A 23203-nucleotide genomic window follows, 5' to 3' on the forward strand; every position below is an offset into this window, starting at 1 on the left:
GACCCCCCCGCGTGCCCAACGCCATTCTGCGCCTCGCCCTGCCTTCGCCGCTGCGCCGCCTGTTCGACTACCGCGCTCCGGCCGGCGTCCTGCGCGCCCAGTTGCACCCTGGCATGCGCCTGCGGGTACCGTTCGGCCGGCGCGAGATGATCGGGATTCTGGTGGAAGTCACCGACACCAGCGAAGTGCCGGCCGAGAAACTCAAGCCGGCCCTGGCACTGCTCGACGCTACGCCACCACTACCGCCCGCGTTGTTCAAGCTGTGCTTGTGGACCTCCCAGTATTACCAGCACAGCCTCGGCGACACCTTGAGCTGGGCGCTGCCGGTGTTGCTGCGCCAGGGTGAGCTGGCCGAAACGCGCCAGGAACGTTTCTGGTCCGCCGCGCCGGGCGCCAGCCTCGATGATCCGCGCATCGCCCGCGCCCCGCGCCAGCGCGAAGCTCTGGCCACGCTGGCCCAGCATCCCCACGGCGTCGCTCATCAGTTGCTGAGCAAGCTGATGCTGAGCAAGGACAGCCTGGATTTGCTGCTGACCAAGGAGCTGGTGCAGGTCGAGATCCGCCGCCACGCCCCGGGCGTACGCCACGAACACTGGCTGGCGCAACCGGAACTGCCGCTGAACCCGGAGCAACGCGCCGCCTATGAGGCGATTCGCGCCGGCTTCGACAGTTATCACGCGTTCCTGCTGGCCGGCGTCACCGGCAGCGGCAAGACCGAAGTCTATTTACAGTTGATTCGCGAAACCCTGGAGGCCGGCAAGCAAGCACTGGTGCTGATCCCGGAAATCAACCTGGGCCCGCAGACCCTGGCGCGCTTCGAACAGCGTTTCAATGCCCGTATCGCGCTGATCCATTCGGCGGTCAATGACCGTGAACGCCTCGAGGCCTGGCTGGCCGCCCGGGACGGTGAGGCCGACATTATTATCGGCACCCGCTCGGCCCTGTTCACGCCGATGAAGAACCCCGGCCTGATCATCATCGACGAAGAACACGACGGTTCCTATAAACAGCAGGAAGGCTTGCGCTACCACGCCCGTGATCTGGCATTGGTGCGGGCTCGCCAGGAAAACATCCCGATTGTCCTCGGCTCCGCCACCCCTTCGCTGGAAAGCCTGCACAATGCCTACACCGGCCGCTACGGGCTGCTGCGCTTGAACGAGCGAGCCGGCGGCGCCAAACAGCCGCGCTTCCTGCGTCTGGATGTCAAAAGCCGCCCGCTGGACAGTGGTATTTCCGGGCCGATGCAACAAGCCATCGGCCAGACCCTGGCCGCCGGGCAGCAGGTACTGGTGTTCCTCAACCGCCGCGGCTTCGCCCCGACCCTGCTGTGCCATGACTGCGGCTGGATGTCCGAATGCCAGCGTTGCGATGCGCGGATGACCGTGCATCAGCGTCACGGCGAATTGCGCTGCCACCATTGCGGCTACGTCGAACGCGTGCCGCGCCAGTGCCCGAAGTGCAACAAGGTCGATCTGCGCCCCGTGGGCGCCGGCACCGAACGGGCCGAGGAGCGCCTGGCGATTCTGTTCCCGGACTATCCGGTGCTGCGGGTCGACCGCGACAGCACATCGCGCAAGGACGCGATGAACCAGTTGTTCGCAACCATTCAAAAAGGTCAGCCATGCATTTTGATCGGCACGCAAATGCTTGCCAAAGGCCACCACTTTCCACGGGTGACACTGGTGTCGATCCTTGACGCCGACGGTGGCCTGTTCTCCGGCGACTTCCGCGCCAGCGAGCGCATGGCTCAGCTGATCGTCCAGGTCGCCGGCCGCGCAGGTCGCGCCGAAGAGCCGGGCAAAGTGATTATCCAGACGCACCTGGCCGACCATCCGCTGCTGGTGCAATTGACCGAGCAAGGCTATTTCGCCTTTGCCGAACAGGCCTTGAGCGAGCGCCGTGCGGCCGGATTGCCGCCGTTTGCGCACTTGGCGTTACTGAGAGCCGAGGCGCACAAACCGGGTCAGGCCGAAGGCTTCCTGGATGAAGCCTGCAGCGAGGCCGAACGTTTGCTGGCCGAACAGGGTCTGACCGGCATTGAATTGCTGGGACCGGTGCCGGCGCCAATGGAGCGACGGGCCGGGCGTTATCGTGCGCAGCTGTTGTTGCAGGCTACGGCCCGGGCGCCGTTGCATCGATTGCTGGCCAGTTGGCTGTTGGTGCTGGAGCAGATGCCGAGCGGGCGGGCGGTGCGTTGGTCTTTGGATGTTGATCCTGTGGATTTGTATTAAACGCTCAAAAGATCGCAGCCTTCGGCAGCTCCTACAGAAACGCGCAATCCGTGCAGGAGTTGCCGAAGGCTGCGATCTTTGCCTCTTTTGTCACCACACATCCATATCCTGCCTGCTAAGGTTGGCAAGCCCGTCTTCGCAACGGATAATGCCCAGTTTTTCCACCAGCGCATGATGCGCCGCCGCGCCTGCGGTCGAAAGAGAAGACCATGAAAGACACCATTCGCCAGCTGATCCAACAAGCCATCACCCAACTCGTCAACGAAGGTGTGTTGCCTGAAGGCCTGTCGCCGGCGATCCAGGTGGAAAACTCCCGCGACAAGAAGAACGGCGACTTCGCCAGCAACATCGCCATGATGCTGGCCAAGCCGGCCGGTATGAAGCCCCGCGATCTGGCCGAGAAAATCATCGCCGCGCTGCCGGCTGACGAAAATGTCGCCAAGACCGAAATCGCAGGTCCAGGCTTCCTGAACTTCTTCCAGAACACCGACGCCCTGGCGACCCGCCTGGACGCTGCCCTGGCCGACGCCCACATCGGCGTGCGCAAGGCCGGCCCGGTGCAGCGCACCGTGGTCGACCTGTCGGCACCGAACCTGGCCAAAGAGATGCACGTCGGCCACCTGCGCTCGACCATCATCGGCGACGGCGTGGCCCGCGTGCTGGAATTCCTCGGCGACACCGTGATCCGTCAGAACCACGTCGGCGACTGGGGCACCCAGTTCGGCATGCTGATGGCGTATCTGCAGGAAAACCCGATCACCAGCGACGAACTGTCGGACCTGGAAAACTTCTACCGCGCCGCCAAGCAACGCTTCGACGAATCCGCAGAGTTCGCCGACCGCGCCCGTGGCCTGGTGGTCAAGTTGCAGGCCGGCGATGCTGACTGCCTGGCGTTGTGGACCAAGTTCAAGGACATCTCGCTGTCCCACTGCCAGAAGATCTACGAACTGCTTAACGTCAAACTGACCATGGCCGACGTAATGGGCGAAAGCGCCTACAACGACGACCTGATCAACGTGGTCAATGATTTGAAGGCGGCAGGCATGCTGGTCGAGAGCAACGGCGCCCAGTGCGTGTTCCTCGACGAGTTCAAGAACGCCGATGGCGACCCTCTGCCGGTGATCATCGTCAAGGCTGACGGCGGCTACCTCTACGCCACCACCGACCTGGCGGCCGTGCGCTACCGCAGCGGCAAGCTCAAGGCCGATCGTGCGCTGTACTTCGTCGACCAGCGTCAGGCCCTGCACTTCCAGCAAGTGTTCGCCGTGGCGCACAAGGCCGGTTTCGTGACCCATCCGATGGAAATGGAACACATGGGCTTCGGCACCATGAACGGCGCTGACGGCCGTCCGTTCAAGACCCGTGATGGCGGCACCGTGAAGCTGATCGACCTGCTGACCGAAGCCCAGGAACGCGCCTACACCCTGGTCAAGGACAAGAACCCTACACTAGCCGAAGCCGAGTTGCGCAACATCGCCAAGGTCGTGGGCATCGGCGCAGTGAAATACGCCGACCTGTCCAAGCACCGCACCAGTGACTACAGCTTCAACTTCGACCTGATGCTCAACTTCGAAGGCAACACCGCGCCGTACCTGCTGTACGCCTACACCCGTGTGGCCGGCGTGTTCCGCAAACTCGGCAAGGACTTCAGCGAAGTCGACGGCCAGATCGTTCTGGAAGCGGCGCACGAACACGAACTGGCGGCGAAACTCGCGCAATTCGGTGAAATTCTGAACAACGTGTCCGAAAAAGGCACCCCGCACATCCTCTGCACCTATCTGTACGACGTCGCCGGCCTGTTCTCCAGCTTCTACGAGAACTGCCCGATCCTCGCCGCCGATACCCCGGCACAAATGCAGAGCCGCCTGCGCCTCGCCGCGCTGACCGGACGCACCCTCAAGCAAGGCCTGGAACTCTTGGGCCTGGAAACTCTGGAGCGTATGTAAGTTGGCTGCCAAGAAAAAACCTGCACCCAAGCGTGGTGCCAGCCGTTACCAGGCTCCTGCAAAGCAACCGATCCCGGGTTGGTTGTGGATGGCCATCGGCCTGACGGTCGGCGCCTTCATCGTATTTCTGATGAAGCTGGAACCGGGCAAGGGCAGCGACACGGTCAAGCGTGAAAAGGTCGAACAACAGCAACAGCAGAAAGCCAGCAAGATCGCCGAGGCCAACAAGACCCCGCCGAGCCCGACGCAGCCGGTGAAGCCGAAGTACGATTTCTACACCTTGCTGCCGGAATCGGAAGTCATCGTGCCGCCGGATGCCGTGCCGGAAAAAACCCTGCCGACGCCGCAAGTGCCGGTCATCCCGACAACGCCGGTCACCCCGGCCGAAGCGGCGAAGATCGATACGGCCCGCGCCCAGGCAGCTTTGGCCGGGATTACTCCGCCACCTGCGCCACCGGTCAAGGCTGCGCCTGTGACGAAGTTTTTCCTGCAGGCTGGCTCGTTCCGCAAAGAGACTGATGCGGACAAGGTGCGGGCGCAGATCATTCTGCTGGGCCAGGCCGTGGCGGTTGAGTCCGGCACGGTGAAGGACGAAACCTGGTATCGGGTTCTGGTCGGTCCGTTCAGCAACCGCGAACAACTGACCACTGCGCAGAAACAACTGGCCGGTGCCGGTTTCAGCAATTTGTTGTTACAACAACGCCAGAGCCGCTGATCCCGTCAGGGCCACTGCGTCATCGTTCTTCGCTGGCAAGCCAGCTCCTACAGAATATTCGACAAACCCTGTAGGAGCTGGCTTGCCAGCGAATGCGCCTGAAAGGGCACTATATCCAGAACTCGATTCACACCATTCGTCCCTCGTCTCGCCCCACAGTTGAAATCCACTCCAGCACCCCCATATGAATGGGCATAAGGCATTTTCGCCCCGCAGCGTGGAGACTCTTCCCTTGACCACCATCGTTTCAGTTCGCCGCCACGGCAAAGTCGTCATGGGCGGCGACGGCCAGGTTTCCCTTGGTAATACCGTGATGAAAGGCAACGCGAAAAAAGTTCGCCGCCTGTACCACGGCCAGGTCATCGCCGGTTTTGCCGGTGCCACCGCTGACGCCTTTACCCTCTTCGAACGCTTCGAAGGCCAGCTTGAAAAACACCAGGGCCACCTGGTGCGCGCCGCCGTCGAACTCGCCAAGGAATGGCGCACCGACCGCTCCCTGAGCCGCCTCGAAGCCATGCTCGCGGTCGCCAACAAAGACGCCTCCCTGATCATCACCGGCAACGGCGATGTAGTTGAACCCGAAGAAGGCCTGATCGCCATGGGTTCCGGCGGCGGTTACGCCCAGGCCGCTGCCAGTGCACTGCTGAAGAAAACCGATCTGTCGGCCCGGGAAATCGTCGAAACCGCCCTCGGCATCGCCGCCGACATCTGCGTATTCACCAATCACACCCAGACCATTGAGGAGCAGGACTGCGCCGAGTAAGCCCGTGTTGGCCTTCGCGCCACGGCTCATTCTTGCTTGAGGTCCGCTAAATACTATGTCCATGACTCCCCGTGAAATCGTCCACGAACTCAACCGCCACATCATCGGCCAGGACGATGCCAAGCGCGCCGTCGCCATTGCCCTGCGCAACCGCTGGCGCCGCATGCAGCTGCCTGAAGAGCTGCGCGTTGAAGTCACGCCAAAGAACATCCTGATGATCGGCCCGACCGGTGTCGGTAAAACCGAGATCGCCCGTCGCCTGGCAAAATTGGCCAATGCGCCGTTCATCAAGGTCGAAGCGACCAAGTTCACCGAAGTCGGCTATGTCGGCCGCGACGTCGAATCGATCATTCGTGACCTGGCCGATGCCGCGATCAAGCTGCTGCGCGAGCAGGAAATCGTCAAGGTTCGCCACCGCGCCGAAGACGCTGCTGAAGAGCGCATCCTCGACGCACTGCTGCCACCGGCACGCATGGGATTCAGTAGTGACGACGCCCCGACTGCCGACTCCAACACCCGTCAGCTGTTCCGCAAGCGTCTGCGCGAAGGTCAGCTGGACGACAAGGAGATCGAAATCGAAGTCGCCGAAATGGCCGGCGTCGACATCTCCGCGCCACCGGGCATGGAAGAAATGACCAACCAGTTGCAGAGCCTGTTTGCCAACATGGGCAAGGGCAAGAAGAAAGCCCGCAAGCTCAAGGTCAAAGAAGCGCTGAAGATGGTGCGCGACGAAGAAGCCAGCCGCCTGGTCAACGATGAAGAGTTGAAGGCCAAGGCCCTGGAAGCGGTCGAGCAGCACGGCATCGTGTTCATCGACGAAATCGACAAGGTCGCCAAGCGTGGCAATTCCGGCGGCGTCGATGTGTCCCGCGAAGGCGTGCAGCGTGACTTGCTGCCGCTGATCGAAGGCTGCACCGTCAACACCAAGCTGGGCATGGTCAAGACCGACCACATCCTGTTCATTGCTTCCGGTGCGTTCCACCTGAGCAAGCCAAGCGACCTGGTGCCGGAACTGCAAGGTCGTCTGCCGATTCGTGTTGAACTCAAGGCCCTGAGCCCGGAAGATTTCGAGCGCATCCTCAGCGAACCGCACGCCTCGCTCACCGAGCAATATTGCGCACTGCTGAAAACCGAAGGCCTGGACATCGAGTTCCAGCCGAGCGGCATCAAGCGCATCGCGGAGATCGCCTGGCAGGTCAACGAGAAAACCGAAAACATCGGTGCCCGTCGACTGCACACCCTGCTCGAGCGCCTGCTCGAAGAGGTGTCGTTCAGCGCCGGCGACCTGGCCAGCGTCCATGACGGCAAGGTGATCCAGATCGACGCCGACTACGTCAACAGCCACTTGGGCGAATTGGCGCAGAACGAAGACCTGTCCCGTTATATCCTGTAGGTCACCTACTCTCCTGTGAGAACGAAACACTTGTAGGAGCTGCCGCAGGCTGCGATCTTTTGATCTTGCTTCAAAAACCAGATCAAAAGATCGCAGCCTGCGGCAGCTCCTACAGAACGTTCCACATAGACGGACGACCCGCCATGACCCAACTCCCCACCGACATCAAGCTGCACAAAGCCTCGAAAACCCTGACGCTCAAATACGCGTCCGGCGAGGAATACACCCTGCCCGCCGAGTTCCTGCGCGTGCACTCGCCTTCCGCCGAGGTCCAGGGCCACGGCAAACCCATCCTGCAATTTGGCAAGATCAACGTCGGCCTGACCAAGGTAGAACCGGCCGGTCAGTACGCACTGAAACTGACCTTCGATGACGGTCACGACAGTGGCCTGTTCACCTGGGAATACCTCTACGAGCTGGGGCGACGTTATGACGCACTCTGGGAAGATTATCTGGCCGAGCTCAAAGCCGCCGGAAAAACCCGCGACCCGAACGAATCCGTCGTCAAGCTGATGCTCTAATCCGAGCCTCTTGCTCTTTAGAGGGCATTTTCTAATTTCATCTGTTTGAATGCTCCGCTTCAGGGCCACCGACTGGCCTGCTTGCGAAAAAAATTAAACTCGGGTAACCAATGGAACTGGCAAGTTCCCTGCAGTGCTTTCTGCATTAAAAAAGCAGCAATGCAGTATTAACGGTCACCCCGAGCAGTAGTACCTGGCATTGGCTGTGTGACTACACAGCAGGACCCGGTACTCGTCTCAGGACAATGGAGCGTCGTAGATGAGTAAACAGAATAACGATGACTTGAAGTATCAGGCCTCGGAAAACACCTTGGGGCTGAATCCTGTCGTTGGGCTGCGTGGAAAGGATCTACTGGCATCTGCTCGCATGGTACTCAGGCAGGCCATCAGGCAACCAGTGCACAGCGCGAAGCATGTTGCGCATTTCGGCCTTGAACTCAAGAACGTACTGTTCGGCAAATCCGAGCTGCAACCGACCAGCGATGACCGTCGCTTCGCGGATCCGGCCTGGAGCCAGAACCCGCTCTACAAACGTTATCTGCAAACCTACCTGGCGTGGCGCAAGGAACTCCACGACTGGATCGACGACAGTAACCTGCCAGCCAAGGATGTCAGTCGCGGGCACTTCGTGATCAACCTCATGACCGAAGCTTTCGCGCCGACCAACACGGCGGCCAACCCCGCGGCGGTCAAGCGTTTCTTCGAAACCGGCGGTAAAAGCCTGCTCGATGGTCTCTCGCACCTGGCCAAGGACCTGGTGCACAACGGCGGCATGCCGAGCCAGGTCAACATGGGCGCCTTCGAGGTCGGCAAGACCCTTGGCGTGACCGAGGGTGCGGTGGTCTTTCGCAACGACGTGCTGGAGCTGATCCAGTACAAGCCGATCACCGAGCAGGTGCATGAACGCCCACTGCTGGTGGTACCGCCGCAGATCAACAAGTTCTACGTGTTCGACCTGAGCCCGGACAAGAGCCTGGCGCGGTTCTGCCTGCGCAACAACGTGCAGACCTTCATCGTCAGCTGGCGCAACCCGACCAAGGAGCAGCGTGAGTGGGGCCTGTCGACCTATATCGAAGCGCTCAAGGAAGCGGTCGATGTGGTCACCGCCATTACCGGCAGCAAAGACGTGAACATGCTCGGCGCCTGCTCTGGCGGCATCACCTGCACCGCGCTGCTGGGCCACTACGCGGCAATCGGCGAGAACAAGGTCAATGCCCTGACCCTGCTGGTCAGCGTGCTCGACACCACCCTGGACAGCGACGTGGCCCTGTTCGTCGACGAGAAAACCCTCGAAGCTGCCAAGCGCCACTCCTACCAGGCCGGCGTCCTCGAAGGCCGCGACATGGCGAAAATCTTCGCCTGGATGCGCCCCAACGACCTGATCTGGAACTACTGGGTCAACAACTACCTGTTGGGCAATGAACCGCCGGTGTTCGACATTCTGTTCTGGAACAACGACACCACCCGATTACCCGCCGCGTTCCACGGCGACCTGATCGAGATGTTCAAAAGTAACCCGTTGACCCGTGCCGATGCACTGGAAGTGTGCGGCACGCCGATCGACCTGAAGAAAGTCACCGCCGACATCTTCTCGCTGGCTGGCACCAACGACCACATCACCCCGTGGCGTTCCTGCTACAAATCGGCGCAACTGTTCGGCGGCAACGTTGAATTCGTGCTGTCCAGCAGCGGGCACATCCAGAGCATTCTGAACCCGCCGGGCAATCCGAAATCGCGCTACATGACCAGCACCGAAATGCCTGTCAATGCCGATGACTGGCAGGAAGAGTCGACCAAGCATGCCGACTCCTGGTGGCTGCACTGGCAGGCATGGCAGGCGCAGCGTTCGGGCAACCTGAAAAAGGCTCCGCTGAAACTGGGCAACAAGGCCTATCCAGCGGGTGAAGCGGCGCCAGGCACCTATGTGCATGAGCGGTAACTGATACACCTCGCTATCCCTGTAGGAGCTGCCGCAGGCTGCGATCTTTTTTCTTCAACATCAAAAGATCGCAGCCTGCGGCAGCTCCTACAGAGGGTCGAGGAAGAATTCGAGATAGCGACCCACAGGGCCAGAAGCATGCCGCAACCCTTCATATTCCGTACCGTCGATCTGGATGGCCAGACGCTCCGCACGGCGGTACGCCCCGGCAAGCCTCACTTGACGCCCCTGCTGATTTTCAACGGTATCGGCGCCAACCTGGAGCTGGTGTTCCCGTTCATCGCGGCGCTGGATCCGGACCTGGAAGTCATCGCCTTCGACGTACCCGGTGTCGGTGGTTCGTCGACGCCGAACCGGCCGTATCGTTTTCCGGGGCTGGCGAAACTCACGGCGCGGATGCTCGACTATCTCGACTACGGGCAGGTCAACGTCATCGGCGTGTCCTGGGGTGGCGCCCTGGCCCAACAATTCGCCTACGACTATCCGGAGCGCTGCAAGAAACTCGTACTGGCGGCGACGGCGGCGGGTGCGGTGATGGTGCCGGGCAAGCCGAAAGTGCTGTGGATGATGGCCAGCCCTCGACGTTACATCCAGCCATCCCACGTGATCCGCATTGCGCCGATGATCTACGGCGGCGCGTTCCGTCGCGACCCGACGCTGGCCGCGAGCCATGCGGCCAAGGTGCGTTCGGCGGGCAAGCTCGGTTACTACTGGCAGCTGTTCGCCGGCCTCGGCTGGACCAGCATTCACTGGTTGCACAAGATCCGCCAACCGACCCTGGTACTGGCCGGCGACGATGACCCACTGATCCCGTTGGTCAACATGCGCTTGCTGGCCTGGCGGATTCCCAACGCCCAGCTGCACATCATCGATGACGGGCATTTGTTCCTGATTACCCGGGCCGAAGCGGTGGCCCCGATCATCATGAAATTCCTGGAAGAGGAGCGCCAGCGCGCGGTGATGCATCCGCGTCCGGCGCCATTGGGCGGCTAAACCACTGCCTCAGCGGTCGGCAGGACGCCACGCCGCGCAACAACCCGTTACAGCGTCTATGGTGTTCTGGTTCGGTGTATTTGTTTTTGGCCTGAAGACGAAGGAGTGTTGACTCATGCGCGAGAAACCAGCGAGGGATTCCCTACCGACTCCCGCCGCGTTCATCAATGCACAGAGTGCGATTACCGGCCTGCGCGGCCGGGATCTGTTGTCGACCCTGCGCAGGGTGGCCGCCCATGGCTTGCGCAATCCGGTGCACAGCGCCCGACATGCCCTCAAGCTCGGTGGTCAGCTTGGCCGTGTGCTGCTGGGTGAAACCCTGCACCCGACCAACCCGCAGGACGCTCGCTTCGCCGACCCGGCGTGGAGCCTCAACCCATTTTATCGCCGCAGCCTGCAGGCCTATTTGAGCTGGCAGAAACAGGTCAAGAGCTGGATCGACGAGAGCAACATGAGCCCGGACGACCGCGCCCGCGCCCACTTCGCTTTCGCCTTGCTCAACGACGCCGTATCGCCCTCCAACTCCCTGCTCAATCCACTGGCGATCAAGGAAATTTTCAACTCCGGCGGCAACAGTCTGGTGCGTGGCATCAGCCATTTGGTGGACGATCTGCTGCACAACGATGGCCTGCCCCGGCAAGTCACCAAGCAAGCGTTCGAGGTTGGCAAGACGGTCGCCACCACTACCGGTGCCGTGGTGTTTCGCAACGAGCTGCTGGAGTTGATCCAGTACAAGCCGATGAGCGAAAAGCAGTATTCCAAGCCCCTGCTGGTAGTACCGCCGCAAATCAACAAGTACTACATTTTCGACCTGAGCCCGCACAACAGCTTCGTCCAGTACGCCCTCAAAAACGGCCTGCAAACCTTCATGATCAGTTGGCGCAATCCGGATGTGCGTCACCGCGAATGGGGGCTCTCGACCTACGTGGAAGCCGTAGAAGAGGCCTTGAATGTCTGCCGGGCGATCACCGGCGCACGCGAGGTCAACCTGATGGGCGCCTGCGCCGGCGGGCTGACCATTGCCGCGTTGCAAGGTCACTTGCAGGCCAAGCGGCAGCTGCGCAGGGTGTCCAGCGCGACCTATCTGGTGAGCCTGCTCGACAGCCAGCTGGACAGCCCCGTTTCGCTGTTCGCCGACGAACAGACTCTGGAGGCAGCCAAGCGCCGCTCCTATCAGAAAGGTGTGCTGGACGGCCGCGACATGGCCAAGGTCTTCGCCTGGATGCGCCCCAATGATCTGATCTGGAGCTACTTCGTCAACAACTACCTGCTGGGCAAGGAGCCACCGGCGTTCGACATCCTCTACTGGAACAACGACAACACGCGTTTGCCGGCCGCCCTGCATGGCGACCTGCTGGACTTCTTCAAGCACAACCCGCTGACCCACCCGGGCGGGCTGGAAGTGTGTGGCACGCCGATCGATTTGCAGAAGGTCACCGTCGACAGCTTCAGCGTCGCTGGCATCAACGATCACATCACACCGTGGGATGCGGTGTATCGCTCGACGCTGCTGCTGGGTGGCGAGCGGCGCTTCGTGCTGTCCAACAGCGGACATGTGCAGAGCATCCTCAACCCGCCGAGCAACCCGAAAGCCAACTACGTCGAGAACGGCAAACTGAGCAGCGATCCCCGCGCCTGGTACTACGACGCCAAGCATGTCGACGGCAGTTGGTGGACCCAATGGCTGAGCTGGATTCAGGAACGTTCCGGCGCGCAGAAGGAAACCCACATGGCGCTCGGCAACCAGAACTATCCACCGATGGAGGCAGCACCCGGTACTTATGTGCGCGTGCGCTGACGTTCAACGCGCCACGGCCTCTGCCGGCCGTGGCAAGACCCGATCATTAAGAAGACTGGATGAAAACCCGCGACCGGATCCTCGAATGTGCCCTGCAGTTGTTCAATCAAAAGGGCGAACCGAATGTCTCCACCATGGAAGTTGCCAATGAAATGGGCATCAGCCCGGGCAACCTCTACTACCACTTCCACGGCAAGGAACCGTTGATTCTCGGGCTGTTCGAGCGCTTTCAGGGCGAACTGACCCCCTTGCTCGACCCACCGGCCGATGTCGAACTGGCACCGGAAGACTACTGGCTGTTCCTGCACCTGATCGTCGAACGCCTGTCCCACTACCGGTTTCTCTTCCAGGACCTGTCGAACCTCGCCGGACGCCTGCCGAAACTGGCCAAGGGCATTCGCAACCTGCTCAATGCACTCAAGCGCACACTGGCGTCGTTGCTGGCGCGACTGAAGGCACAAGGACTGCTGATCAGCGATACCCAGGCACTGGGGCAATTGGTGGAGCAGATCACCCTGACGCTGCTGTTCTCACTGGATTACCAGCGGATTCTCGATCGCGAAGGCGAGGTGCGGCTGGTGGTTTACCAGATCATGATGCTGGTGGCGCCACACTTGCTGCCACCGATCAAGGTCGCGACTGAGCAGATGGCGATGGAGTACCTGGAAGAGCATTAAGATCAAAAGATCGCAGGCTGCGATCTTTTTTCTATACACAAACAAAAACGCCCGACCTTCACAGGCCGGGCGTTTTCTAGAGCCCTGAGAATCAGGACTGACTGGTTGGCGTCGATGGAGCTGGCGCGGCAGTCGGGGTGACAGCAGGGGTTGGCGCGGCAGCGGAGTTCGATGCGCTGACCAGAGCTGCCGGCGTTGCCGGTTTGGCAGCTGCCACTGCTGGTTTTGGCGCGGCGGCTTTTGGAGCTGCCGGCTTTTTCACCGCTGGTTTTTTTGCCGCAGCGGGTTTGGCCGCTGCAGTTTTCGCTGCAGGCTTGGCGGCCGGTTTAGCCGCTGGTTTGGCAGCGGCTTTTGCGGCGGCCGGTTTGGCGGCTGCAGTTTTAGCCGCAGGCTTGGCAGCAGGTTTAGCCGCTGCTTTTGCCAGTGGCTTGGCTGCGGTTTTGGCGGCCGGCTTGGCAGCAGGTTTGGCCGCCGCGGTTTTCGCCGCAACAGGCGCAACCTTGGCACCGGTCAGTTTTTCGATTTGCTTGGTCAGTGTTTCGACCTTGCTGTGCAGTGCCTTCACTTCGTTGCGGCTCGGTACGCCCAGACGCGAAATGGCGCTGTTCAGACGCTTGTCAAAGGCGCCTTCCAGCTCATCCCACTTGCCCAGTGCGCGATCTTTCACGCCGCTGATGCGCGACTTGGCCGAGGAAGCAGAGTCCTTGGCGGCGTCGACTGTCTTGCCAACAGCGCTCTTGGTGAGCTTCTCGGCTTTCTCGCCGTCCTTAACCAATGCATCGAAGAGCTTGCTGCCGTCAGTGTCGATCTTCGAGTACACGCCTAAACCAGCCAGCCAGATTTTTCGGGAGTAATCTTCAACCTTCCCGATCCACGAGCTGCCTTCTTTTTCGGTTTTCTTTTTAACAGCCATCCCGTTCTCCTTAAGATTTACGCGCGACACGTTCGAGCAATGCCGTCAGCTCATCGAGCTTAGCAGAGAGTGTCTCAACGTCATGTTTAGACGGAATGCCGATACGATTCAAGGCACTTGCGACACGCGTGTCGAACGCCTTCTCGACCTTCTCGAGTTGAACTTCGACGCGTCCTTTGAAAGTGCTGACTTCACTCTTGGCTTCATCGATTTCGGCATTGGCCGCTTCCAGTTTCTCGGCGACTACTTTTTTGCCTTTCTTTTCAACAACCTGACCAGCCTTGATCAACTCTTGAAAGTATTCGCTGCCCTCTTGACCGACCTTGGCGTAGGCGCCCAGGCCTGCCAGCCAGATCTTGCGGGCATAGGATTTGACGTCGCTCAGCGTGCCGGTCGACGGGTCGGTTTTTTTCTTCAAAATAACTTTGGCCATGGTGCACCTCACGCGCAGAAGGTTTGAGGAACTGCCCGGATAAGTGTCGGGCTCTGGCACAAAGTAGGGAGAAAAATTAGAAACGGCACCCTAACAACTGACATGAACCTTTGAACACACCACATCAAAAACTGTAGGAGCGGGCTTGCCCGCGAAGGGGCCGGTACATCCACCATATTGTCTGTGGCTGAACTACCGCCTTCGCGGGCAAGCCCGCTCCTACAGGGGTATCGGTTCGGTGCGAAGGCGGGATCAGACCAACGCTTTATCCAGCGCCTTTTCGATTTCCGCTTTGATCATGCCACTCATGGCCGACATCATCAGGCCCAGTTCCACGTCGACCTTGATCGAATCTTCACTGACATGCACCGCGCCCTTCACACCCGAGCGCTTGAGATTCAGGGTGTCGCCGGACCACTGCGGCTCCAGGCCATACTGATCGGAAAGTTTCTGCGCCAGCTTGTCGGCCTTCTCGCGAGCCGCTTCCTTACCCAGGCCATGGGCACGTTCAACACTAATACGGGCCATCAAATAACTCCTGCTTTATGGATGCTTTCCCGAGGCATCTTGACCCCTGCTGTGTCAAAACGTCCCGATGGTTACCCATCTTACCTTCAGCCTTGCCAAGACAAAGCATGCCTTGGGGATTAGAATGTCGCGCATTCTCTTTTGGTGACAGCGATATGACTGATCAGCGCAAAGGCAGCGATGCCGAACCCACCACTCACTTCGGCTTCAAAAACGTTCCGGAAAGCCAGAAAGCGGAAAAAGTCGCTGAGGTTTTCCACTCGGTAGCCGCCAAATATGACCTGATGAACGACCTTCTGTCGGGCGGCATGCACCGTCTGTGGAAGCGTTTCGCGATCGAACTGTCGGGCGTGCGCACCGGCAACCGCGTGCTGGATATCGCCGGCGGTACCGGCGACCTGACCCGCAAGTTCTCGCATCTGGTAGGCCCGACCGGCCAGGTCGTGTTGGCCGATATCAACGAATCCATGCTCAAGGTCGGTCGTGACCGCCTGCTGGACCTCGGTGTGGCCGGCAACGTCGAATTCGTCCAGGCCGATGCGGAAAAACTGCCGTTCCCGGACAACCATTTCGACTGCGTGACCATCGCCTTCGGCCTGCGCAACGTGACCCACAAGGAAGATGCCCTGCGCTCGATGCTGCGTGTGCTCAAGCCTGGCGGCCGTTTGCTGGTGCTGGAATTCTCCAAGCCGACCAACGCGCTGATGTCCAAGGCCTACGACGCCTACTCGTTCGCCTTCATGCCGCTGATGGGCAAGCTGATCACCAACGACTCGGAAAGCTATCGCTACCTGGCCGAATCGATCCGCATGCACCCGAACCAGGAAACCCTGAAGTCGATGATGGTCGAGGCCGGTTTCGACCGCGTGACCTATCACAACATGACCGCAGGCATCGTTGCCCTGCACCGCGGCATCAAGCCCTGATGCTGCTCGCCGGCCTGCTCGCCAGCGTTGAACTCGGCCTGAACCGGGTGCTGCGTCTCGACAGCACGGCGCTGCCGCGGCTGGCGCATTTGAGCGGCAGAGTGATTGCCGTCGACTGTCGCAGCCCGGCGCTGCAACTGTTCATCCTGCCCAGCGACGAAGGCCTGATGCTCGCTTCCCAGTGGGAAACCGGCGCCGACTGCACCTTGCGTGCACCGGCCTCGAGCCTGTTGAAACTGGCCATGAGCAAGGACAAGACTTCTGTTCTGCACGCCCCTGAAGTCGAACTCGACGGCGACAGCGGCGTGCTGCTGGAACTGGCGGCGATCCTCCAGGACCTGGAGCTGGACTGGGAGTACGAACTCTCGCGCTGGCTGGGGCCGGTGGCCACGCAACTGCTCGGCAGTCATCTGCGCAGCCGCGCCCGCTGGTATCAGCAAGGTTTTGCCAGCCTGGGCCAGAACCTGGGCGAATACCTGGCAGAAGAATCGCGCACCCTCGTCGGCCAGCGCGAAGCCGAAGCCCGATTCAGTGAGCTGGACCAGATCAAGCTCGATCTGGAACGTCTCGAGGCGCGTTTCGAGCGTCTTTCCCGATCCCTCGACCCAAGCGATAACGCATGAAGCTGCTTGCCGTCCGCCGTTTGTTGCGCATCCAGCGCGTCGTGATCCGCTACCGCCTCGATGACCTGCTGTTCGCCCTGCCACTGCCCTGGTTCCTGCGGGCGCTGCGTTATGTCCTGCCGTGGCGCTGGTTCCCGCGCAAGACCCTGGACCTCAGCCGTGGCGCGCGCTTGCGCCTGGCGTTGCAGGACCTGGGGCCGATTTTCATCAAGTTCGGGCAGATCCTGTCCACCCGCCGCGACCTGTTGCCCGAAGACATCGCCGACGAACTGATGAAGCTGCAGGACCGCGTTCCGCCGTTCGACTCGCAAGTGTCGATCAAGCTGATCGAAGAACAGCTGGGCAAGAAAATCAGCGACGTGTTCAGCCGTTTCGACGTCGAACCGCTGGCCTCGGCCTCAGTGGCGCAGGTGCATGCCGCGCAACTGAAAACCGGTGAAGAAGTGGTGGTCAAGGTGATCCGCCCTGGCCTCAAACCGGTGATTGCCCAAGACCTGGCGTGGCTGTTCATCCTCGCTCGCGCCGCCGAAAAACTCTCGGCCGATGCGCGCCTGCTGCACCCGGTGGACGTGGTCAGCGATTACGAAAAAACCATCTACGACGAACTCGACCTGCTGCGCGAGGCGGCCAACGCCAGCCAGTTGAAGCGCAACTTCGACGGTTCGCCGCTGCTGTACGTGCCGCAAGTCTATTGGGACTGGTGCCGCCCGAAAGTGCTGGTGATGGAACGCATCTACGGTATTCAGGTTACCGATCTGGCGACCCTGGCCGACCAGCGCACGGACATGAAGATGCTCGCCGAGCGTGGCGTGGAGATTTTCTTCACCCAGGTGTTCCGTGACAGCTTCTTCCACGCCGACATGCACCCAGGCAACATTTTCGTCAGCACCGTGAATCCGTGGAGCCCGCAGTACATTGCGATCGACTGCGGCATCGTCGGCAGCCTGACCCCGGAGGACCAGGATTACCTGGCGCGCAACCTGTTCGCCTTCTTCAAGCGCGATTACCGTCGCGTGGCGCAGTTGCACATCGATTCGGGCTGGGTGCCGGCGGAAACCAAACTCAACGAATTCGAAGCAGCGATCCGCACCGTGTGCGAGCCGATCTTCGAAAAACCGTTAAAAGATATTTCCTTCGGTCAGGTGCTGATGCGCCTGTTCCAAACTGCGCGCCGCTTCAACATGGAAGTGCAGCCGCAGTTGGTCTTGCTGCAAAAAACCTTGTTGAACATCGAAGGCCTGGGCCGCCAGCTGTACCCGGACCTCGATCTGTGGAACACCGCGCAGCCGTTCCTCGAACGCTGGATGCGCGAGCGAGTCAGCCCCAAAGCCCTGCTCGGCAACGTGCACAGCCAGTTCGAACAGATCCCGCACCTGGCCAACATGGCCCGCGACCTGCTCGAACGCATGTCCCAACCCCACGCCTACGACCCGCCGCCAGCGTGGCACCGACGCCGCGATGACTGGTTCCTGCGCCTGCTCGGCACGGCGCACCTGGCCGGGGGCGCCATCCTTGCCGCTGGCGGCCCGCTGAACCAGTTGGCTTACTGGCCGGCCGGCATCATGATGGCGGTCGGCTTGTATCTGGTCGTGCGCCGATAGCCAGTTGGCTGAACGACTGGCACACTGTTTCAACGCCTGAGCTCGACTATTGAAGTGTCGAGCCCGCTGTCGGAGTCGAAGATGAAAAACTGGCTGGACGAGATCAAGTGGGACGCCGACGGCCTGGTGCCGGCGATTGCCCAGGATCACAAGACCGGGCGCGTCCTGATGATGGCCTGGATGAACCGCGAAGCACTGGAACTGACCGCTGCCGAGAACCGCGCCATCTACTGGTCGCGCTCCCGTGGCAAGCTGTGGCGCAAGGGCGAAGAGTCCGGCCACGTGCAAACCCTGCACGAGATGCGTCTGGACTGCGACGCCGACGTCATCATCCTGATGGTTGAGCAGGTCGGCGACATCGCCTGCCATACCGGCCGCCAAAGCTGCTTCTACCGCGTCTTTGAAAACGGCGACTGGACAACGGTCGACCCGGTGCTCAAAGATCCGCACGCCATCTACTGCGCAGGGCACACACATGAGTGACACACTGACCCGTCTGGCCGAGGTACTGGAAGAGCGCAAAGGCTCCGCCGCCGACAGCTCGTATGTCGCCAGCCTGTATCACAAGGGCTTGAACAAGATTCTGGAAAAAGTCGGCGAAGAGTCGGTCGAAACCATCATTGCCGCCAAGGACGCCGCCATCAGCGGCGACTGCAGCGATGTGATCTACGAAACCGCCGATTTGTGGTTCCACAGCATGGTCATGCTCGCCCAATTGGGGCAGCATCCACAGGCTGTACTCGATGAACTGGACCGTCGCTTCGGTCTCTCCGGACACGCCGAGAAAGCCTCGCGCCCGTCCGCCTGAATAACTATTAGAGAGGAGCAGCAGCATGGGCATTTTTGACTGGAAACACTGGATCGTCATCCTGGTTGTCGTGGTACTGGTGTTCGGCACCAAGAAACTGAAAAACCTCGGCACTGACGTCGGCGAATCGATCAAGGGTTTCAAGAAAGCCATGAACGACGACGAAAAACCGGCTGACCCGAATGCGAACCCGGCCCAACCGGTGCCACCGGTACAGCCACAGGCCTCGGTGAACCAGCCGCACACCATCGACGTGCAGGCACAGAAAGTCGAAGAGCCGATCCGCAAAGACGTGTGAGCACTGACTAATGTTTGGTATCAGCTTCTCTGAACTGCTGCTCGTCGGCCTCGTCGCCCTGCTGGTGCTGGGCCCCGAGCGTTTGCCGGGCGCTGCGCGCACCGCTGGCCTGTGGGTCGGGCGTCTGAAGCGCAGCTTCAACGCGATCAAACAGGAAGTTGAACGTGAAATCGGTGCCGACGAGATTCGTCGGCAACTGCACAACGAGCACATCCTGTCGCTTGAGCAGGAGGCGCGGAAAATCTTCACCCCGACCCAGCAGGAGCCGACGCCGGTGGAGCATGTGGGAGAGCAGACGATTCATTCGCCTGCCGCTGCCGCCGCGACAACACCTGCACCTGCTGTTTCGGCCGCGCAACCCGCGCCCGTTGTGGCAGCGACTCCGGTTGAACCCGTTGCTCCAGCCGCTGCGCCGACAACGACGGCGCCTAACGACACCACTTTGCCGCCGCGAGCCCCATGAGCGATCTCCCTGAAAACGACCAGCACATGCCGCTGGTTTCGCACCTCACCGAGTTGCGTACCCGTCTGCTGCGCTGCGTAGCGGCGATCTTCATCATCTTTGCCGGGCTGTTCGCCTTCACCCAGCAGATCTACACCTTCGTCTCCACTCCGCTGCGCGCGTACCTGCCCGCCGGCGCGACGATGATTGCCACCGACGTGTCGTCGCCGTTCCTGACGCCACTGAAGCTGACCATGATGGTCTCGCTGTTCCTGGCCATCCCGGTGATCCTGCACCAGATCTGGGGTTTCATCGCCCCGGGCCTGTACAAGCATGAAAAACGCATTGCTGTGCCGTTGCTGATGTCCAGCATCGTGTTGTTCTATGCCGGCATGGCGTTCGCCTACTACCTGGTGTTCCCGCTGATCTTCAAGTTCTTCGCCGCTGCCACCCCGGCCGGCGTGGAAATGATGACCGACATCACCAGCTACCTCGATTTCGTCATGACGCTGTTCTTCGCTTTTGGCGTGGCGTTCGAAATCCCGGTGGCCGTGGTGCTGCTGGTGTGGATCGGCGTAGTCGACGTCAAATACCTGAAGAAAATCCGCCCGTACGTGGTCATCGGCTGCTTCGTGGTCGGCATGATCCTGACGCCGCCGGACATCTTCTCGCAGACCCTGCTAGCCGTGCCGATGTGGTTGCTGTTCGAAATCGGCATCCTGTTTGGCAGCCTGATCAGCAAGCGTGGCGAGCACCCGGACGACCAGCCGGCTGACGACAACAACGACCAGCCGCCAGCGACTCAACCGTGAACCTGCTGCTGCTCGAAGAAGCCGATTTCATTGCGGCCGACCGGGTGATCCTGCGTGATCGCCGGTTGACCCACATGCAGGAAGTCCACCGCTGCGAAGTGGGCGACAGCATGCGTGTCGGGCGGATCGGCGGGCTGATGGGCTCGGCCGAAGTGCTGCGCCTGGACACCGGCGAAGCGGAATTGCGCGTCACCCTCGACCAGCCACCACCAACCAAGCTGCCATTGACCCTGGTATTGGCCCTGCCACGCCCCAAGATGCTGCGCAGGGTGTTCCAGACCGTGGCGGCCATGGGTGTGCCGCGGATCGTGCTGGTCAACAGCTATCGCGTCGAGAAGAGCTTCTGGCAGACCCCGTTCCTGGAGCCCGAGGCGATTCGCGAGCAGTTGATCCTCGGCCTCGAACAGGCCCGGGACAGCGTGCTGCCGCAAGTCGTCATCGAGAAGCGCTTCAAGCCGTTCGTCGAAGACCGTTTGCCGGCGATTACCGAGGGCACCCTCGGCCTGGTGGGGCATCCGGGCAATTACCCGCCCTGCCCTCGCGCACTCAGCGAACCGGTGACCCTGGCCATCGGCCCCGAGGGTGGCTGGATTCCCTACGAGATCGACCTGCTGGGCAAGTCTGGCCTGCAACCGGTGCAACTGGGCGAGCGCATTCTCCGGGTCGAAACCGCCGTAACCGCGCTGCTGGCACGACTTTTCTAACACTGCGCGCCCTCTGTAGGAGCTGCCGAACGCGGCCCGAGCCTTCGGCAGCTCCTACAGAATCTCTGCATGCCGCCGATATACCCCCCACAAAACCAAATTGTGGTCCGGGGAGTTTCAGCATGTACCAATGGCTAGCCGAGAATCTGGGAAACGTCAGCGTCAAACGCAAGCTGGGGATCGGCTTCGGCCTTGTGCTGTTACTGACCCTGCTGATCACCTTCACGGGCTGGAGTGGCCTGAGCGGTGTGACCAGCCGTGGCGATAAACTGGGGTTCATCGCCAGTCTCAACGACCTGACCAAGGACCTGCGCATTGCTCGCCTGGATTACGAGATGCGTCGCGGCGAACAAGGCCCCGGCGCCGTCAACGAGCTGTTGGGCAAACTCGAAAGCGGCCTGCAGACCGCCCGCGGCCTGATCGAGCAACCGGCTGATACGGCCATGGTCGATCAACAACTGGCCGCTGTCGCCGAATACCGCCGTGCCTTCAGCGACATGAACCAGGCCGGCGCCCAGCGTGAAGACGCCCGCAGCAAACTCGGCGCCACCGCCGACAATGCCGTGGCCCGCGTCGCCGAAGTGGAAAAATCCATGCTGCAAGGTGACAGCGTGACCGCCTTCAATAGCGTGATCGACCTGAGCAAACTGATCCAGCAGGCGCGTTTCCAGGTTCGCGGCTACACCTACAGCGGCAAGAGCGAAGCCGAACAGCCAGCCCTCGACGCGATCGACAACGCCCTGAAGAACCTCGAGAGCCTGCCGGCCAAACTGCCTGAAGAACACATCGCCAACCTGCAACAGGCGACTGATTCACTGAAGGCCTACCGCGCCGCCGTCAGCCAGTTCCGCGACTCCCAGGTGGCCAGCGCCAAGGCTCTGGTACGCATGTCTGCCCAAGGCGACATCCTGTTGGGCATGAGCCAGAAACTCACCGTCTCGCAAACCGTCGTGCGTGACACCGACGCCGCCCATGCCAAGAACATGCTGACCCTCGCCACTGTACTGGCCATCGCCTTCGGCCTGCTGGCCGCCTGGGCGATCACCCGGCAGATCATCATTCCATTGAACCAGACCCTGGCCGTCGCCGAGCGCGTCGCCAGTGGCGACCTGACCCACAACCTGACGTCGCAGCGCCGCGACGAACTCGGCCAGTTGCAGCGCGCCATGCAGAGCATGACCCAAGGCCTGCGCGAACTGATTGGCGGCATCAGCGATGGCGTCACGCAGATCGCCAGCGCCGCCGAAGAACTGTCTGCGGTCACCGAGCAGACCAGCGCCGGGGTCAACAGCCAGAAGGTCGAGACCGATCAGGTCGCCACCGCCATGAACGAAATGGCCGCCACCGTGCAGGAAGTCGCGCGCAACGCCGAAGAAGCCTCCGAAGCTGCCGTCGCCGCCGACCAGCAGGCCCGCGAGGGCGACAAAGTGGTGGGTGAAGCCATCGCCCAGATCGAACGCCTGGCCGCGCAAGTCGGTCACTCCACCGAGGCCATGGGCGAACTCAAGCGCGAAAGCGACAAGATCGGCAGCGTGCTCGACGTGATCAAATCCGTGGCCCAGCAAACCAACCTGCTGGCCCTCAACGCGGCGATTGAAGCCGCCCGCGCCGGTGAAGCCGGGCGTGGTTTTGCCGTGGTGGCAGACGAAGTCCGCAGCCTGGCCCAGCGCACCCAGAAGTCCACCGAAGAGATCGAAGAGCTGATCGTCGGCCTGCAAAGCGGCACGCAACAAGTGGCGACCATCATGGACAACAGCCGCAACCTGACTGACAGCAGTGTCGAACTGACCCGCCGCGCCGGCGGCTCACTGGAAAGCATCACCCGCACCGTCTCGGCGATTCAGGCGATGAACCAGCAGATCGCCGCTGCCGCCGAACAACAAAGCGCCGTGGCCGAAGAGATCAACCGCAGTGTGCTCAATGTGCGAGATGTGTCGGATCAGACGTCGGCGGCAAGTGAAGAGACGGCGGCGTCCAGCGTTGAGCTGGCGCGGTTGGGGACGCATTTGCAGATGCTCGTGGGCAGGTTCAAGGTATGAGTGAAACCCCATCGCGGGCAGGCTCGCTCCCACACTGACCGGCTCAGACACAACGCCTGTGCCAGGCGCCGGCCCTGTGGGAGCGAGCCTGCTCGCGATT

The 23203-nt window shown here is 61.2% G+C and carries 23 protein-coding genes and 1 pseudogene; 21 read left to right on the top strand and 3 right to left on the bottom strand.

What is annotated here, in order from left to right; translation table 11 throughout:
• Positions 1–11: 11 nt before the first annotated feature.
• The 10 genes from AC1DWG_RS13125 to AC1DWG_RS13170 all read left to right on the top strand — a co-directional run bounded on the left by AC1DWG_RS13125 (position 12) and on the right by AC1DWG_RS13170 (position 12976).
• Positions 12–2231 (top strand): primosomal protein N', encoded by a 2220-nt coding sequence (locus AC1DWG_RS13125; RefSeq protein ID WP_477752178.1) that lies wholly within the window; start codon positions 12–14, stop codon positions 2229–2231.
• Positions 2232–2440: 209 nt separating this feature from the next.
• Positions 2441–4177 (top strand): arginine--tRNA ligase, encoded by a 1737-nt coding sequence (argS, locus tag AC1DWG_RS13130; RefSeq protein WP_477752179.1) that lies wholly within the window; start codon positions 2441–2443, stop codon positions 4175–4177.
• A 1-nt stretch (position 4178) separates the two neighbouring features.
• Positions 4179–4892: an SPOR domain-containing protein gene (locus AC1DWG_RS13135; protein ID WP_218429685.1), complete on the top strand. Its 714-nt coding sequence runs from the start codon at positions 4179–4181 to the stop codon at positions 4890–4892.
• A 232-nt stretch (positions 4893–5124) separates the two neighbouring features.
• Positions 5125–5655, top strand: a complete 531-nt coding sequence (gene hslV, locus AC1DWG_RS13140; protein ID WP_046031180.1) for an ATP-dependent protease subunit HslV — start codon at positions 5125–5127, stop codon at positions 5653–5655.
• A 55-nt stretch (positions 5656–5710) separates the two neighbouring features.
• Complete coding sequence (hslU, locus tag AC1DWG_RS13145; protein ID WP_477763821.1) at positions 5711–7048, top strand: HslU--HslV peptidase ATPase subunit; 1338 nt, start codon at positions 5711–5713, stop codon at positions 7046–7048.
• Between the two features lie 143 nt (positions 7049–7191).
• On the top strand, positions 7192–7569 hold the full coding sequence (locus AC1DWG_RS13150; RefSeq protein ID WP_477752181.1) for a gamma-butyrobetaine hydroxylase family protein: 378 nt from the start codon (positions 7192–7194) through the stop codon (positions 7567–7569).
• Positions 7570–7828: 259 nt separating this feature from the next.
• Entirely contained in the window at positions 7829–9508 is a 1680-nt protein-coding gene (phaC, locus tag AC1DWG_RS13155; RefSeq protein WP_477763820.1) for a class II poly(R)-hydroxyalkanoic acid synthase, read from the top strand.
• Positions 9509–9646: 138 nt separating this feature from the next.
• Complete coding sequence (phaZ, locus tag AC1DWG_RS13160) at positions 9647–10501, top strand: poly(3-hydroxyalkanoate) depolymerase (RefSeq protein ID WP_347910147.1); 855 nt, start codon at positions 9647–9649, stop codon at positions 10499–10501.
• A gap of 115 nt (positions 10502–10616) precedes the next feature.
• Positions 10617–12299 (top strand): class II poly(R)-hydroxyalkanoic acid synthase, encoded by a 1683-nt coding sequence (phaC, locus tag AC1DWG_RS13165; RefSeq protein WP_477763819.1) that lies wholly within the window; start codon positions 10617–10619, stop codon positions 12297–12299.
• A 59-nt stretch (positions 12300–12358) separates the two neighbouring features.
• Positions 12359–12976, top strand: coding sequence for a TetR/AcrR family transcriptional regulator (locus tag AC1DWG_RS13170; RefSeq protein ID WP_477763818.1), 618 nt, complete (start codon positions 12359–12361; stop codon positions 12974–12976).
• Positions 12977–13067: 91 nt separating this feature from the next.
• Here the strand turns inward: AC1DWG_RS13170 and AC1DWG_RS13175 are convergent, their stop codons facing one another.
• From AC1DWG_RS13175 to AC1DWG_RS13185, 3 genes are all read right to left on the bottom strand, one after another.
• The gene (locus AC1DWG_RS13175; protein ID WP_477763817.1) at positions 13068–13889 is read right to left on the bottom strand and encodes a phasin family protein; all 822 of its coding nucleotides are present in this window, start codon (positions 13887–13889) and stop codon (positions 13068–13070) included.
• A 10-nt stretch (positions 13890–13899) separates the two neighbouring features.
• Positions 13900–14322, bottom strand: coding sequence for a phasin family protein (locus AC1DWG_RS13180; RefSeq protein ID WP_477752186.1), 423 nt, complete (start codon positions 14320–14322; stop codon positions 13900–13902).
• 252 nt (positions 14323–14574) lie between these two features.
• The gene (locus tag AC1DWG_RS13185) at positions 14575–14850 is read right to left on the bottom strand and encodes a polyhydroxyalkanoic acid system family protein (protein WP_015093124.1); all 276 of its coding nucleotides are present in this window, start codon (positions 14848–14850) and stop codon (positions 14575–14577) included.
• A 155-nt stretch (positions 14851–15005) separates the two neighbouring features.
• On the opposite strand from AC1DWG_RS13185, the gene ubiE reads away from it, so the two are divergent.
• The 11 genes and pseudogenes from ubiE to AC1DWG_RS13240 all read left to right on the top strand — a co-directional run bounded on the left by ubiE (position 15006) and on the right by AC1DWG_RS13240 (position 23103).
• Positions 15006–15776 carry a bifunctional demethylmenaquinone methyltransferase/2-methoxy-6-polyprenyl-1,4-benzoquinol methylase UbiE gene (gene ubiE, locus AC1DWG_RS13190; RefSeq protein ID WP_007989286.1) on the top strand — a complete coding sequence of 257 codons (771 nt, stop codon included), beginning with the start codon at positions 15006–15008 and terminating at the stop codon, positions 15774–15776.
• Positions 15776–16399 carry a ubiquinone biosynthesis accessory factor UbiJ gene (locus AC1DWG_RS13195; protein WP_477787874.1) on the top strand — a complete coding sequence of 208 codons (624 nt, stop codon included), beginning with the start codon at positions 15776–15778 and terminating at the stop codon, positions 16397–16399. The genes ubiE and AC1DWG_RS13195 overlap by 1 nt, the downstream gene beginning before the upstream one ends.
• Positions 16396–18000: a ubiquinone biosynthesis regulatory protein kinase UbiB gene (gene ubiB, locus AC1DWG_RS13200; protein ID WP_477752188.1), complete on the top strand. Its 1605-nt coding sequence runs from the start codon at positions 16396–16398 to the stop codon at positions 17998–18000. The genes AC1DWG_RS13195 and ubiB overlap by 4 nt, the downstream gene beginning before the upstream one ends.
• 81 nt (positions 18001–18081) lie before the next feature.
• Positions 18082–18483, top strand: coding sequence for a phosphoribosyl-AMP cyclohydrolase (hisI, locus tag AC1DWG_RS13205; protein WP_477752189.1), 402 nt, complete (start codon positions 18082–18084; stop codon positions 18481–18483).
• Positions 18476–18808 (top strand): phosphoribosyl-ATP diphosphatase, encoded by a 333-nt coding sequence (locus AC1DWG_RS13210; protein ID WP_477787875.1) that lies wholly within the window; start codon positions 18476–18478, stop codon positions 18806–18808. The genes hisI and AC1DWG_RS13210 overlap by 8 nt, the downstream gene beginning before the upstream one ends.
• A gap of 25 nt (positions 18809–18833) precedes the next feature.
• Positions 18834–19106, top strand: a complete 273-nt coding sequence (locus AC1DWG_RS13215; protein ID WP_108216223.1) for a twin-arginine translocase TatA/TatE family subunit — start codon at positions 18834–18836, stop codon at positions 19104–19106.
• 10 nt (positions 19107–19116) lie between these two features.
• Entirely contained in the window at positions 19117–19569 is a 453-nt protein-coding gene (gene tatB / locus AC1DWG_RS13220; RefSeq protein WP_477763815.1) for a Sec-independent protein translocase protein TatB, read from the top strand.
• A complete protein-coding gene (tatC, locus tag AC1DWG_RS13225; protein WP_477759706.1) occupies positions 19566–20360 on the top strand; it encodes a twin-arginine translocase subunit TatC in 795 nt (264 codons plus the stop codon). Before tatB ends, tatC begins: the two co-directional genes overlap by 4 nt.
• Positions 20357–21064, top strand: coding sequence for a 16S rRNA (uracil(1498)-N(3))-methyltransferase (locus AC1DWG_RS13230; RefSeq protein ID WP_477763814.1), 708 nt, complete (start codon positions 20357–20359; stop codon positions 21062–21064). The genes tatC and AC1DWG_RS13230 overlap by 4 nt, the downstream gene beginning before the upstream one ends.
• Positions 21065–21186: 122 nt before the next feature.
• Positions 21187–22248: pseudogene (locus AC1DWG_RS13235) on the top strand (methyl-accepting chemotaxis protein); the annotation flags it as partial.
• 141 nt (positions 22249–22389) lie between these two features.
• Positions 22390–23103 carry a methyl-accepting chemotaxis protein gene (locus AC1DWG_RS13240; RefSeq protein WP_477787931.1) on the top strand — a complete coding sequence of 238 codons (714 nt, stop codon included), beginning with the start codon at positions 22390–22392 and terminating at the stop codon, positions 23101–23103.
• Positions 23104–23203: the final 100 nt, after the last annotated feature.

The organism is Pseudomonas sp. P4_B3 (assembly GCF_056402295.1).

Bases quoted from the DNA above. Each gene is read 5' to 3' on its own strand.
- argS (WP_477752179.1), top strand. From the start codon at position 2,441: ATGAAAGACACCATTCGCCAGCTGATCCAACAAGCCATCACCCAACTC.
- hslU (WP_477763821.1), top strand. From the start codon at position 5,711: ATGTCCATGACTCCCCGTGAAATCGTCCACGAACTCAACCGCCACATC.
- AC1DWG_RS13150 (WP_477752181.1), top strand. From the start codon at position 7,192: ATGACCCAACTCCCCACCGACATCAAGCTGCACAAAGCCTCGAAAACC.
- phaC (WP_477763820.1), top strand. From the start codon at position 7,829: ATGAGTAAACAGAATAACGATGACTTGAAGTATCAGGCCTCGGAAAAC.
- phaZ (WP_347910147.1), top strand. From the start codon at position 9,647: ATGCCGCAACCCTTCATATTCCGTACCGTCGATCTGGATGGCCAGACG.
- phaC (WP_477763819.1), top strand. From the start codon at position 10,617: ATGCGCGAGAAACCAGCGAGGGATTCCCTACCGACTCCCGCCGCGTTC.
- AC1DWG_RS13170 (WP_477763818.1), top strand. From the start codon at position 12,359: ATGAAAACCCGCGACCGGATCCTCGAATGTGCCCTGCAGTTGTTCAAT.
- AC1DWG_RS13175 (WP_477763817.1), bottom strand. From the start codon at position 13,889: ATGGCTGTTAAAAAGAAAACCGAAAAAGAAGGCAGCTCGTGGATCGGG.
- AC1DWG_RS13180 (WP_477752186.1), bottom strand. From the start codon at position 14,322: ATGGCCAAAGTTATTTTGAAGAAAAAAACCGACCCGTCGACCGGCACG.
- AC1DWG_RS13185 (WP_015093124.1), bottom strand. From the start codon at position 14,850: ATGGCCCGTATTAGTGTTGAACGTGCCCATGGCCTGGGTAAGGAAGCG.
- ubiE (WP_007989286.1), top strand. From the start codon at position 15,006: ATGACTGATCAGCGCAAAGGCAGCGATGCCGAACCCACCACTCACTTC.
- AC1DWG_RS13195 (WP_477787874.1), top strand. From the start codon at position 15,776: ATGCTGCTCGCCGGCCTGCTCGCCAGCGTTGAACTCGGCCTGAACCGG.
- ubiB (WP_477752188.1), top strand. From the start codon at position 16,396: ATGAAGCTGCTTGCCGTCCGCCGTTTGTTGCGCATCCAGCGCGTCGTG.
- hisI (WP_477752189.1), top strand. From the start codon at position 18,082: ATGAAAAACTGGCTGGACGAGATCAAGTGGGACGCCGACGGCCTGGTG.
- AC1DWG_RS13210 (WP_477787875.1), top strand. From the start codon at position 18,476: ATGAGTGACACACTGACCCGTCTGGCCGAGGTACTGGAAGAGCGCAAA.
- AC1DWG_RS13215 (WP_108216223.1), top strand. From the start codon at position 18,834: ATGGGCATTTTTGACTGGAAACACTGGATCGTCATCCTGGTTGTCGTG.
- tatB (WP_477763815.1), top strand. From the start codon at position 19,117: ATGTTTGGTATCAGCTTCTCTGAACTGCTGCTCGTCGGCCTCGTCGCC.
- tatC (WP_477759706.1), top strand. From the start codon at position 19,566: ATGAGCGATCTCCCTGAAAACGACCAGCACATGCCGCTGGTTTCGCAC.
- AC1DWG_RS13240 (WP_477787931.1), top strand. From the start codon at position 22,390: ATGAACGAAATGGCCGCCACCGTGCAGGAAGTCGCGCGCAACGCCGAA.